The 13124-nt window shown below is 34.0% G+C and carries 15 protein-coding genes; 9 read left to right on the top strand and 6 right to left on the bottom strand.

From position 1 onward, the window contains the following. Window positions 1–282 precede the first annotated feature (282 nt). The 3 genes from FB551_RS20230 (at window position 283) to FB551_RS20220 (ending at window position 2793) form a co-directional block, all read left to right on the top strand. Window positions 283–801 (top strand): hypothetical protein, encoded by a 519-nt coding sequence (locus FB551_RS20230; RefSeq protein WP_142018727.1) that lies wholly within the window; start codon window positions 283–285, stop codon window positions 799–801. A gap of 76 nt (window positions 802–877) precedes the next feature. Then, complete coding sequence (locus tag FB551_RS20225; RefSeq protein ID WP_226798753.1) at window positions 878–1762, top strand: transketolase; 885 nt, start codon at window positions 878–880, stop codon at window positions 1760–1762. Window positions 1763–1848: 86 nt separating this feature from the next. Then, window positions 1849–2793 (top strand): transketolase family protein, encoded by a 945-nt coding sequence (locus tag FB551_RS20220; RefSeq protein ID WP_142018726.1) that lies wholly within the window; start codon window positions 1849–1851, stop codon window positions 2791–2793. Between the two features lie 163 nt (window positions 2794–2956). On the opposite strand, the gene FB551_RS20215 is transcribed toward FB551_RS20220, so the two are convergent. The 4 genes from FB551_RS20215 to FB551_RS20200 all read right to left on the bottom strand — a co-directional run bounded on the left by FB551_RS20215 (window position 2957) and on the right by FB551_RS20200 (window position 5116). Then, the gene (locus FB551_RS20215; RefSeq protein ID WP_226798748.1) at window positions 2957–3475 is read right to left on the bottom strand and encodes a hypothetical protein; all 519 of its coding nucleotides are present in this window, start codon (window positions 3473–3475) and stop codon (window positions 2957–2959) included. Next, entirely contained in the window at window positions 3453–3932 is a 480-nt protein-coding gene (locus FB551_RS20210) for a hypothetical protein (RefSeq protein WP_052186829.1), read from the bottom strand. The genes FB551_RS20215 and FB551_RS20210 overlap by 23 nt, the downstream gene beginning before the upstream one ends. Window positions 3933–4083: 151 nt before the next feature. Then, window positions 4084–4617, bottom strand: coding sequence for a DUF4303 domain-containing protein (locus FB551_RS20205; protein WP_142018725.1), 534 nt, complete (start codon window positions 4615–4617; stop codon window positions 4084–4086). 178 nt (window positions 4618–4795) lie between these two features. After that, window positions 4796–5116, bottom strand: a complete 321-nt coding sequence (locus tag FB551_RS20200) for an import component protein (RefSeq protein ID WP_047427991.1) — start codon at window positions 5114–5116, stop codon at window positions 4796–4798. 238 nt (window positions 5117–5354) lie between these two features. Here FB551_RS20200 and FB551_RS20195 point away from each other — a divergent pair, with 238 nt between their 5' ends. From FB551_RS20195 to gwsS, 6 genes are all read left to right on the top strand, one after another. Further along, window positions 5355–7205: a helix-turn-helix transcriptional regulator gene (locus tag FB551_RS20195; RefSeq protein ID WP_142018724.1), complete on the top strand. Its 1851-nt coding sequence runs from the start codon at window positions 5355–5357 to the stop codon at window positions 7203–7205. Between the two features lie 617 nt (window positions 7206–7822). Then, a complete protein-coding gene (locus tag FB551_RS20190) occupies window positions 7823–8032 on the top strand; it encodes a TIGR04139 family peptide modification target (protein WP_142018723.1) in 210 nt (69 codons plus the stop codon). Window positions 8033–8097: 65 nt separating this feature from the next. Next, window positions 8098–8958, top strand: coding sequence for a hypothetical protein (locus FB551_RS20185; RefSeq protein ID WP_142018722.1), 861 nt, complete (start codon window positions 8098–8100; stop codon window positions 8956–8958). Further along, on the top strand, window positions 8955–9857 hold the full coding sequence (gene gwsG / locus FB551_RS20180; RefSeq protein WP_142018721.1) for a grasp-with-spasm system ATP-grasp peptide maturase: 903 nt from the start codon (window positions 8955–8957) through the stop codon (window positions 9855–9857). The genes FB551_RS20185 and gwsG overlap by 4 nt, the downstream gene beginning before the upstream one ends. A 325-nt stretch (window positions 9858–10182) precedes the next feature. Then, window positions 10183–10953: a hypothetical protein gene (locus FB551_RS20175; RefSeq protein WP_142018720.1), complete on the top strand. Its 771-nt coding sequence runs from the start codon at window positions 10183–10185 to the stop codon at window positions 10951–10953. Between the two features lie 40 nt (window positions 10954–10993). After that, window positions 10994–12064 (top strand): grasp-with-spasm system SPASM domain peptide maturase, encoded by a 1071-nt coding sequence (gene gwsS, locus FB551_RS20170; protein ID WP_142018719.1) that lies wholly within the window; start codon window positions 10994–10996, stop codon window positions 12062–12064. Window positions 12065–12151: 87 nt separating this feature from the next. Here the strand turns inward: gwsS and FB551_RS20165 are convergent, their stop codons facing one another. Beyond that, the gene (locus FB551_RS20165; protein WP_047428015.1) at window positions 12152–12529 is read right to left on the bottom strand and encodes a hypothetical protein; all 378 of its coding nucleotides are present in this window, start codon (window positions 12527–12529) and stop codon (window positions 12152–12154) included. 69 nt (window positions 12530–12598) lie between these two features. After that, complete coding sequence (locus FB551_RS20160) at window positions 12599–13069, bottom strand: Lrp/AsnC family transcriptional regulator (protein ID WP_002984446.1); 471 nt, start codon at window positions 13067–13069, stop codon at window positions 12599–12601. Between the last annotated feature and the right edge of the window lie 55 nt (window positions 13070–13124).

Raw genomic sequence — 13124 nt, 5'->3', positions numbered from 1 at the left:
AAAAATAAAAATAACTAGTTAAAGGTTTATAATTCAATATTATTTGAATTATAAAATTAGTTAAATTTATCAAAATAACATATTAAAATTCAAAAAAAATTGATATTTGATAGTAAAAAATCAACAATCAACCTACCACAAAGCATTCAGCTCAATACGCGAATTTTCTTTATTAAAATAACTAATTTTATAGACTTTTGTATTTTAATTATCTTTGATCCGAATGATATAAATCTATTCAAAAATTAAACAAAATAAAACGGAATAAAAAATCAAAAAACCATGAAAAAAATTATCTCAATCTTCATTTTTTCATTAACATTTACACTCACGAGTGCTCAGGAAAATTTTGAAGTCTCAACATTAAGAATCGGACCGTTTAAAGTCTTTATGCCCAAGGTTGATGCTGAAAAAATTGCAGGAACAAAACTTACAAACTCTGATGGAGAGAAAAAAAATAGCGTAAAGTATAATGGAGAGATCATTCAAATTGATCTTTTTGACAATTATATTAATGAAGCCAATCTTAGTGTTCCTTCCATTACTTATATGACGACTACAAGTAAAAAATTTAAGACCAAAAGCGGAATCGGAGTTGGAAGCACCCGCGATGACCTGATCAATACCTACCGAAATTACCCCAACTTCAGTGTACGTCCGGATTGGGATAGCAATGGCAAACCTATCAAAGATTCCGGTTATTTTAACATTGAAGACAGCCAGGCAGGAACGCTGTTAAGTTTTAAATTTGTTAACAATATAGTGACTGAGATCTCCGTTTATCTTAACGAAGGCTGTTAAAAGCGGAAAAATATTCAAATCATATAAAAATCCGGGGGTTATCCCCAGACTTTGCATTTCCGTAAGCCGGTAAAAAATTGTAAATTCGCATACAAATAAATCAGATATAATGAGTAAAAGTATTGAAGAGTTAAAGGCTCTTACTACGCAGATCAGAAGAGACATTTTAAGAATGGTTCACGCTGTAAATTCAGGACACCCTGGTGGAAGCTTAGGTTGTACAGAATTCTTCACAGCCCTTTATGGTAAAGTGATGAACTATAAACTTCCTTTCACAATGGAAGGCAAAAATGAAGATCATTTTTATCTATCAAACGGACACATTTCTCCGGTATTCTATTCTACTTTAGCAAGATTTGGTTTCTTCCCTGTTGAAGAACTGAGCACTTTCAGAAAATTGGATTCGAGATTACAGGGACACCCCACTACACATGAAGGACTTCCGGGAATCAGAATCGCTTCAGGTTCTCTTGGACAAGGACTTTCTGTAGCACTTGGAGTGGCTCAGGGTAAAAAATTGGATGGTGATCAGTCTCTTGTTTACTCTCTTCACGGAGATGGTGAGCTTCAGGAAGGTCAGATCTGGGAAGCATTGATGTATGCAGCTGCCAAAAAAGTGGATAATATCATTTCTACTATTGACTACAACGGTCGCCAGATTGATGGTGATACGGATGATGTATTAAGCCTGGGAGATCTTCATGCTAAACTTGAAGCATTCGGATGGATTGTTTTGGAAGAAAAGAACGGTAATGATCTTGAAGCGGTGATTGCAATTCTTGAGAAAGCAAAAACAGAAACCGGAAAAGGAAAACCTGTTGCCATCCTTCTTCATACAGAAATGGGATACGGAGTTGATTATATGATGGGATCTCATGCATGGCATGGCAAAGCTCCTAATGATGAGCAGCTAGACACAGCATTCAAGCAATTGTACCTGGAAGCTCCGGCTGATTATTAATTATAAATGATAAATTATTATTGGTAAATGATTTTATAATGATCAATCTCTCATCATTTATCAATGATCAAAAACTTTAATAAAAAATGAAATATACATATACAGAAAAAAAGGACACTCGTTCAGGATTCGGAGCAGGATTAGCAGAATTAGCGGACAAAAATCCTAATGTAGTAGCACTTTGCGCAGACCTTATCGGTTCTTTGAAGATGGAGAAATTCATTGAGAAGGCTCCTGAAAGATTCTTTCAGATCGGTATTGCAGAAGCCAACATGATGGGAATTGCAGCTGGTCTTAGCATTACAGGAAAAATTCCTTTTACAGGAACTTTCGCTAACTTCTCTACTTCAAGAGTATATGACCAGATCCGTCAGTCTATCGCTTATTCTGACAAAAATGTAAAAATCTGTGCTTCTCACGCAGGTCTTACTTTAGGAGAAGATGGAGCTACTCACCAGGTTCTTGAAGACATTGGTATGATGAAAATGCTTCCTGGAATGACAGTGATCAACACATGTGACTACAACCAGACAAAAGCTGCTACGCTGGCGATTGCTGAGTTTGAAGGACCTGTATATTTAAGATTCGGAAGACCGGTAGTTCCTGTATTCATTCCGGAAGACATGCCTTTCGAAATTGGAAAAGGAATTATGCTTCAGGAAGGTACTGATGTAACGATTGTTGCAACAGGCCACCTTGTGTGGGAATCTCTTGTAGCGGCTGATGAGCTTGAGAAAGAAGGTATTTCTTGTGAGGTTATCAACATTCACACGATCAAACCTCTTGATGAAGAGATCATTTTAAAATCTGTAGAAAAAACAGGTAAAATTGTAACAGCTGAAGAGCACAACTATCTTGGTGGTTTAGGAGAATCTGTTGCAGGTATGCTTGCAAGAAGAAGACCTACAAAACAGGAATTTGTAGCGGTAAATGATACTTTCGGAGAATCTGCAACACCGGCAGAATTGATGAAAAAGTATAAAATTGACGCGGCTGCAGTAAAAGAAGCTGTAAAGAGAATTTTAGCTTAATATAAGCTATTTTATAGATACAAAACGCGGCGGTTTCTTCGAAACCGCCGCGTTTTTTGTGATGTGTAGACCACCCCGGCAAAAATTCTTTGAATTTTTGCCGCCCCTCCGGAGGGGAATAGTTATACACCATTTTTCATTGTATTAGTTTTTACCCTGATTATTATTGTTCCGGTTGATTCAAAGGTATCCCAACAGCGATGAGAACAGGACACAAAATTTCTTTGATGTACTCATCTTCCCTTCTGTCGGAAGCTTTAGATCCGGAAAAGTAATTGCTGATTCTGTAGTTTTTTACGAACTGATTTCTCTTTTTCCCTATGGAATAATAATATCCACCTCTTTCATCATTCACAAAATAGGTCATTTCATCAAAGTTCATAAGTCTTTTGGAAAGCAATAGTTTTCTGTAAATACATTTTTCCGATTTATCAAAAATATATTTTACCGGAATTCTGAAAAGGAGGTCAAACAGGAAATAAATCATGTAAATAGCCCATAATCCTATGGCGATTTTAAACTGGTCGCCAGACACCTTCCCTTTAAAATAATATAAAATAACAGGAAGTGCCAGGATTCCCAATCCCAGCCACCATACCAAAGTGCGCAGGAAACTGTAATTGGGCATAAAGCTTATTTCGCTTCCGTTTTCTTCAAACTTATAGCGGTCTCTGATATCCATTCTCAGGATTATTAAGGTTCATAATATCTTCTGTCTCGTTGACCATTTTCTGAATTCCTTTCTGGGTAAGCGCCTGACCTATCGTAAGCTGCTTTTCTTTCCCATCTACTTCAAAATACATAGACAACACTACATTGGTAGTAATAAATCCCATATATTTTGTTGCCAGCACATGGAAATTTCTGAAGTTCTCCAAGGGATAGGTTCTTGCCGGAACAAAAATGGTATGTTTCCCCGTAATTGTTTTCCGGTCCATATCAATAATAAATTTCTTGGTAAAAAAATTGATCATAATAAGTACTACTACAGCGATAATAACATAACTGAAAGTTCTTACGCTATTAAAGAGCAATGCTGCTACGATCAGGAATATAATACACAGCACGGATACAAATACCGGCTGATTTTTAAAAATATATTGGTTTCCTTCCTGTTTATAAAATTGATAGTTGTTCATAATTAATGTAATTGTTCTTTATATTTTGTTTGAGATTGTGTTGCTATAAAAATATCTATAGAGATTGTAGTGTATAAGAGGCTTCTGAGACAATTATTTTATCGGGCTTCATATGTATATATTTAAAGTGTTTTTTTAATTCTTCATATTTTTAATTGCCCCAGGTAGCCATCCAATTCAGATATTCACTTTTGTATTCATTATCATTCAGCCTGACGATAAGATCTTTCATGTCATTGGGTTCAAACTCATCATCTGAAACCGTGAAAATCAGGAAAATATCTTCGCCTGTGATCTTCGTGAAGAAGTTCTCATTTTTAAGTTTCTCCAGCACTTCAATACAGGTAGAATATAACTTAGTCTGAAAACCCTCAAACCATTGATCATCGTCATCGTGTTTATTAAGTTCTGCTCTCAATTGAGTACAGATGAGATCAAATTCTTTATCGGCTCCTTCCATTTCGTAGGTCCATTCTGCCGGTTCATATTTATAATAAAGAGCATCATCTTCATCTGCATTCTCTATTACTTTCAATGTATTGGCAGCAGGACAAACCGTCATGGCTCCCTCATCGCTGTACAAAGCAAAACCGTATACTCCTTCTGCTCCATGCTTTTCATATACTTCTAAAAAAGCTTTCCTGGCCGCGTCTTCGATCTGTTGTTTCAAAATTTCAAAATCCATACTTCTTTCCTTTTTTAAAATGGGCGGTAAAATTACCTTTATCCTGTCAAATCAGCACATTGTATTCTTCATAAGACCAGCCAGTTTCATGATTATAGCTATCTTATCTTAAGAATTTTACATCGGCTTCATCTAATTATCTTCAAAATGATCTTTTGTATCGGTTCCTCATCAGACACTATCCAATGAAAGAAAATTTATCTTCAAACATTTTTCCGATCAATGGTAAAGGTTTTTCAACATCATTGGCGGCATTAATAATTCCGGTAATCATCAGTATCAGAGGAATGAAACCGAATATCCCCAGAATTCCAATTTTCGTCATCAATAACAGAACATTAAGAATGATAGATAATACAATAGAGAAAAGGATTAATCCTAATGATTGTTTCAGATGGTATTTTAAAAGGCCGTTTGACTTTTCTTTTCCCATAACAAAGGAAATTAACCATCCAATAAGAGTGATGTAAGAAAGAATTGATAATGTTTTGTTGTCCATAACTGTAAAATTTTAAATTAATATTCTTTGATTTTCTCTGATCCAAAATTGCAACAGAAAAACATCACGGCCTTATTTTTTGCAACTACAAAATATCTTCAACCCAGATCACGCATGACTACAGAATGTCTACAAAAACAAATAAAACACTGATTTTCAATACAATAAAACCTGATACCATTTTTTCTTTTTTATGTAGGGAATTGACAGGTGTCTACAATTTTTGTACTTTCACCCTATGAAACTAAAGTACTCACTTTTATATTGTATACTTTTTATCTGCACCTTATACCCCGCACAGAATACACTTGTTAATGGCCTTAAAAGCCAGTTGAACAAAGATCATATTTCAACGGCAGAAAAGTTCAGGATTTACAATGAGCTTACTGAATATTACAGAGTAAGTGATCAATATGCTACAGCCGAAAAATATTTACAGCAACAACTGGAACTGGCTAAAAAGGAACAAAATTATGCAGAAGAAGTAAAAGCCCTTACCCAAAAAGGAATTATTAAGCTTAACCAGTCTGACTATAATAAAATTCCCCCTATCATCGATCTTGCCAATGAAATTGTTCAGAAAAGTAATAATAAAACAGCCGAATTATATGCCAGTTATCTGAATATCTCCTACTGGAATGCTCTTGGTGAACTGGAAAATACAATCAAGCTTACTCAGAAAATTCTTCCGATCGTTGAAAAACAACCTTCTGAAATCTTATTAAACGCAAAGCTCAATTATCTTCTTTATGGAATTTATACGGAGTGGAACGATGCTGAGAATGCCACCAAATATGCCAAAAAATCCATAGAACTTGCTGAAAAAGCGGGAAACAAAAATTTACTCAGTTCTACCTATTCGGCACTGGCTGTCTGCTACTCCTTTCAATATGAGAAAAGTGGAAACTTACAAGATCTGAAACCCGTCATAGAGATGTGCAAGAAAGCTGTTGGCCTGTATTATCAATTTCCCGGTCATGTCTCAGCCCATGTACACGCAATGGCATTGCTGAATCTTATAAACTATTATCTGGGCTATCCGGTTATGACTCCGGAAATTCGCGAGGAAATTCAGAATAACGCACACGAAATCCTGACCCTTACCCAGCACACGACTCTTAATCAGAGTATGCAGGCAGGTGCGCTTGGTGTTTTGAGCAGTCTGGCTTCACGGGACAGAAATGATGCTTTATCGGAGCAGTATCTTTTAAAAGCAGAACAGATTCTTCTTACCCAGCAGCCTGTTTATTACCGTGTGATGATCAATGTGGTAAAAAATCTTGCAGAGCTGTATGCAAAACAGAAAAACTACCAGAAAGCTTATGAGTACGAGACAAAAGTAACAGAATACAGCAATCTTCTCTTTGATGAAAGCCAGGCTGAAGCCTCCAAAAGATTGGAAGCTCAGTATCAGTCTCAAAAAAAAGAATCTGAACTCAGATCTCTTACTGAAAAAACGGCTAGTTTAAAAAAAGAAAAACTCCTTTATATCGGGCTGGGAATTATCGGATTGATTGGAGCATTCTTTATGTTCCGTTCTTATCATTTTAAGCTGCGGTATTCTATAGAAAGAGAAAATAAGCTTGATACAGAAAAGCATGAAGCAGAAATGCAGATTAAACTTCAGGAGGAAGAACAGGCCAGATTAAAGGCAGAGCAGGAACTTCTTACCCTTCAGCAGCAAAAACTCCAAAGTGAAGTCTTAGCCAGCCACCTTCATATTCAGCATAAAAATAAAGTACTAGAGCAGCTTCAAACCCGGCTTTCGGATACAGATATTAATATCCATCAGGTGGTAAAGGGAGAAAACCGTGTTGATAATGATTTCGAAAAGATCAGATTCACCATTCAGGAACTGCATCCTGATTTCTTTAAAAGTATCAGTGAGAAAGCCCAGCAAAAACTCACTCCTCTGGATTTGAAATACTGCGCTTATATCTACCTGGGAATGGATACAAAACAAATTGCCAATCTCCTCAATGTAGAACCCAAGAGTGTAAGAATGACCAAATACCGCCTGAAAAAGAAATTCGGACTGGATGAAAATACCGCCTTAGAATCTTTTTTCCAGGGAGTATTTTCTGAGTAAACAACTCCTATTTTATTTCTATTTCAAATTAAAAGCTTTTTAACCTCATGTTGAAAAGCTTTATTTTTACTATCGGAGGTTCATTTGTTCGTCTCCAAATTTTAAAAACCCAAGGTTTTCTACAAAAATTGATAAGATGCTTACACTATTTTCGGATTAAAAAACTGGATTTTAAAACAAACAAATCACAAGAAGCATACAAATAGTGTCCAAAACAAGTAATTCAATATCTTATTTCCAGGCTTAAATCACTTATTTTCCGGTATTGTACAATAGAAAATATTACCGTACAACCTCCTGTTAAAGCCTGTGGTTTTCTTTTTTTGGTTAATATGTAATTTATACTTTTTCGTATTCCAGATATTTCACCAAAGCCCAGCTCCCATTCAGAGTAAAATTTGCATTTGTACACAAAGCAAAATACAAATCATTTACACATTTTATCCCTACAAAGGGATCTAAATATTTATAGTTTTATCCCATCAACGTTGATGAAATATATTCTTCAAATTTAAAATGCAAGTGTACAGTGCATGATAAATAGGTAGAATTATTCACCCAGGTCAGGGTTAATTTGACACAAATGATTTATATAAAAACAATTAAAAATTACACACATGAAAAAATTAAATGGAATGAAGAGAGGCTTCTCTTCTTTGGAAAACAAAAAACTGAAAAATCTTAAAACAATTCAAGGAGGCACCTATAATGTTAAATCTAACATTTCTGTTGGAGAAGGCTGTGAGGAATATGATACCTATACAGGCTCAGGAGGTACATATATAGGTAGAATTACTGTATGCAACCCAACATTAACAGCAGACTAATTTATGGAGGGCAAAGCCCTCCTTTTTTACTCTTCAAAGTTAACTTTCAAAAACTTTATAAGCTTATGAAACAATACACTTATTACATCCTGTTATTTATTTTGATTTCTGCCTTATCATGTAAAAATCGGAAAGTTAATTACATTACTTATTACAACAAAGTAAATGAAATTGACAGTATTTACCGAATGGCTAATAAACCTGAAAAAGCCATAAAAAAATTCAAAAAATTGTTTCAGAAGTATGAACCTAAAAACCAGGAGCTTAGTGAAGAATACAAAACCTACATTAAACTTGCAGATCAGTACCATAAAAACTTTGGTGGAAAAAAGAGTCTATACAAACTTATTACATTGATTGCTCCTTATCGTAATGCCTATAAGAAACTTTATCCGCTCTGCAGGAAATATGGAATAGACAGCCTGGAAGTCAACCAAAAAGTAGCCGACTGGAAAAAAAACCTGAATAAAAGACTCGTAGACTCCTTTAGTATTGCAATGATCCGTGATCAGGAAGGAAGACCTGAAAATATAGCCCTTGTAAATAAGAATATTGAAAAAAATGCAGATCTTTTTTTCTGGACATTTGAACATTATGGGTTTCCTGATGGGCAAAAAATAGGTAAGTTTGGAAACAATGACGTTTTCATAGCTATGCCTACGTTGTTGAGCCATATGATTGGCTCAAAAAAATATCCTGAATTCAGAAAAAAAATATTCGAGTATGTAAAATCAGGCCATTGTTCTCCTCAAGAATATGCCTTAATGTCTGATACCTATGATTACTATAGAAATACTGCTGTACGGTACAGCTTACGGAACAATAATCTGGATTCTGTCCGGATTAACCACAACCGTAAAAGTATTGGTCTTCCCAGTATTAAACATTCATCTAAAATCAGAAAAGATAAATCTAAGAAAAAATGATTCTTATTCTTTCCGCTAATCAGGAAACAACAACAAATGAAGTCATTAAGTGGCTCAAAGCATTGGATAAAGCTTTTATTCGTGTACATGAAGATGACATTTTTGAAATAAAAGTATATCAAAACAAACTCCTTTTACAAAGTCAAAGAAATCGTTTTTTCATTGAAGATATTACCAGTGTTTGGTATCGAAGAGTAGGGTTACAATTTATGAGAAAAGAATATGACAACCCTTCCATTAATTCTTACATGAATGAAACTCAATATTGGCTTGAAGATTATGTAATAAAAATGCTTGAAACAAAAAGACATATTAATAAACAAAGCAACAGCCATTTAAATAAACTTCTGGTACTTGAACAGGCCAAAAACATAGGTTTGAAAGTCCCGAAATACTACTTAGCAGAAAACACAGACCAACTAATTGTGAATAAAACTATTACTAAATCTATTGCTGAGAGTATAATACTAAAATCTGTAGGTGGCTTTTCTGAAGGTATTTTGTATACTTCACTTATTACAGAAAAGGAAAGGGAAAATTTCTTTATTACCTTTTTTCAGGAAATGATTGAAAAAGATTTTGAAGTGCGGGCCTTTTATCTTCATGGCAAAATCTGGGCTACTGCTATTTTTTCTCAAAATGATAAGAAGACTCAACTTGATCATAGAAAATATAATCACGAAGTTCCGAATCGGAATGTTAGATATAATCTTCCAAGAGAGATTGAAGAAAAAATACATATCCTTATGCAAGAACTTGATATCAACTGTGGTTCACTCGATTTTATAAAAGCCAAAAATGATTTTTATTTCTTAGAAATCAACCCGGTTGGTCACTTTTTAGGATTATCCGCAATTTGTAATTACACACTGGAAAAAGAAATAGCAGAATATTTATGAAAAAGAAATACAAAGAACGAAATAAGTTACCTCTAACTCTAAAGTATATAGAAAATTTCAGAGATGCTTCAGCTGAAATTCAAGATAGCCATAAGATTAATTATGTTATTGCTATACAATATCAAACCGATTATTTGATGACAATGAAACCTACAAAACCTCTTGTAAGATTATTATGAGATATTTTAATATAAAAACTCAAAATAAGAATATTAATTTAATGTATATAGTTTTCCCTATTCTTTTTCTATTTCTTTGTGCCTGCAAAAATCGAAGTTATATTTTATATTATAATAAGATAAATTCAATTGACAGTATCTACAGAATGAAAAATGATACTCTTACTGCTATAAAAAAATTTAAAAGAGTATTCCTAAATTTTGAGCCACGAAATGATGAAAGAATGGAAGAATACGAAAACTATATTAAGTTTTCAGATAAATACAATAAAAATTTTGGAGGAAAAAAAAGTCTAAATAAACTTATACGCTTAGTTGCTCCATATTGGAGGTTCAAACGAGAAGATACAGATTTTTTTAAACTATATAAAAAATATGGTATTGATAGTATTGCAGTAGAACAGAAGGTAATAGAATGGAAAAATTCGTTAAACAAGCAACTTATTGATTCTTTTAGAATTGCATTTATCAGAGATCAGGTTAAGGATTCAATAACTGGTCAACAATCACTAAATAATTTTAGAAAAAATGCTTCATTACTAAAGTGGACATTAGCAAACTATGGCTACCCATCAATGCAAAAAATAGGACTTGAAACAGATGATGGTGTTTTTATGCCAATGTTGATTTATTTAAATCATATGGCACAAATAGAAGACTATGAGTATTTCAAAACCAAACTATTAGACTATGTAAAATCCGGTGATCTACCACCAAGGGATTATGTAGAAATGATAGAAAGACATGTTCAGGTTAATCATTTAAAGCCTGTATATGGTGTAAAAAGTACTGATGAAGAAATTATAGAAGATACTGTGAATATTAATTACAATAGAAAACTTATCGGCCTACAAAGTCTTAAAATTAGGAGAAAAATAACAAAAGAATTTTTAAAGAATAATTCAAAGAAAAAATGACATTTATAATTTCAGCTCATTTGTCAAACTTCACATAGTTATGAAATACTTCAATCTATTCTCAGCAATCCTCATCACCAAAGGAGCCAGCAGAGTTCTCATTTCGGATCTACAGAGAAATGTATCGGAACTGTATCCGCTGGAGCTATACGAGATTATAGTAGAACTGAAAACCAATTCTATTGAAGCCATGATGACAAGTTATGATGAAGAATCTAAAGAAATTGTTCAGAACTACATCAATCTTCTGTTGGAAAAGGAATATGGTTTTATTACCGAGAGTGATTGGGATAGGAACTTTCCCCCTCTTTCTTATGAATATCACGAACCAAGTGCTATCACTAATCTCTTTATCGAAATGGAAGATATCGGGATTATAAAGAAGATCTATCCGTCAATAGAAAATCTTGGGATTAGGCATTTGGTGATATACAGCTTGAAACCTTTACCGTTAAAAGATTGTATAGAAATTGATGAAATTTTTAAAACCTCTGTGATATCAGGAATAGAAATTTTCTCTCCGTTTCATCAGGAAGTCAACCTTTCTTTTATACAGGCTCTTCAACAAAATACGGTCAGAATATACAGTCTCATTTTTTATAATAGTCCCAAACCTCCGTTCAAAGCTAAAGATGAATATCGATTCTCATTACACTTTGTAAAAGATGACCTGAAGATATCGGCGTGTGGAAAAGTGGAACTGAGGTATTTCAACACCAATATTACTAAGGTGATCGAAGCCGTTAACCACAACTCCTGCCTGTATAAAAAGATAGGCATTGACAGAAACGGTGACATCAAAAACTGTCCGCTTATGAGTGAAAGCTTTGGAAACATCCATAAACACAGTCTTGAAGATGCAGTTAATCAACCTGATTTCAAAAAATACTGGAACCTTACCAAAGACCAAATTGAAATTTGCAAAGACTGTGAGTTCCGTTATGTCTGCACAGACTGCAGGGCATACACTGAAAATGCCCTAAAAGACATAAAAGGTATCAATAGGTCAAAACCGCTAAAATGTGGTTATAATCCATACACAGCAGTGTGGGAAGACTGGTCAAAAAATCCTTTAAAACAAGAAATTTTTAATTCCCTGGAACTGAGATAATTTTTTTCATTGTTCTTGTTTTAATTGAAAACCGCTTTTAAATTGAATTTAAAAGCGGTTTGTTATCTTATTGTATTTGATTACGTTTTATTTAAAAAACTTCCATTTCGGGATAATGGCAAGCATTCCGAAGCCTGTAAACAGGAAAAGATTGGTAACATCTGTATACAAAAATGTAGACAGGTAGTAGTTGTGCATAAAGAAATGCAGCACCAGTAAAGCCGGAAACATAAAAATTCCTGCTTTTCTGTAAAAGAACATCAGCACCAGCCCTATCATCATCAGTACATCAATAGAAAAAATCACATAGAAGTACCACCTTGGAATCTGAAGGTATTCATGCTGCAGATATTCATCCACATCGATACCAAGTCCCATTACAGTAAACAACATCAAGGCTGCAAATGCCAGTATAAATCCCCATCCTTTCTTTGGGTCTTCGTCAAAATAGCTGTATTCTTCCATACCTACAAAAATAAAGAACTTATGAGAGATTTCATAAGTTCTTTTATAATTATTCGTTTAAAATTTGACTTACACAGAGATTGCGTTGATCAGTCTGTTTTTGTCACTTAAGAATTCCTCCATAGAGATCATACTTTCAGTTCTCATTACATCCTGAATGTCGTCGATCTGGTAAATAATTCTTTTAGCATCATCAGTATTCTTCGCTCTTACTTTACAGAAAATATTATATTTTCCGGAAATAACGCTAGCCTCGATTACGTTAGGAATTGTTGACAATTCTTTCAATACTTCCTGAGTACGGTTGGATTTTGTCAAAAGGATACCTATGAAAGCTGTAAAGTGATAATCCAGCTTACCATAATCGATGTTAAGAGATGATCCCAAAATAATACCTGCATCTTCCATCTTTTTCACTCTTACGTGAATTGTTCCAGCAGAAACATCCATCTGCTTTGCAATTTCAGTAAAAGGCATTCTTGTGTTTTCTACTAAGAAATCAAGAATTTTCTTGTCTATTTCGTCCAGTTGATAGTTCATATTAGTTAAATTACAATTTCTTTAAAAAATCTATGTATTTTTTGCAAATTTACGA

This window comes from Chryseobacterium aquifrigidense (assembly GCF_006716485.1).
GTDB lineage: Bacteria > Bacteroidota > Bacteroidia > Flavobacteriales > Weeksellaceae > Chryseobacterium > Chryseobacterium vietnamense.
The sequence above is the reverse complement of the archived record's forward strand: the minus strand, read 5'-3'. Positions and strand labels throughout refer to the sequence as shown.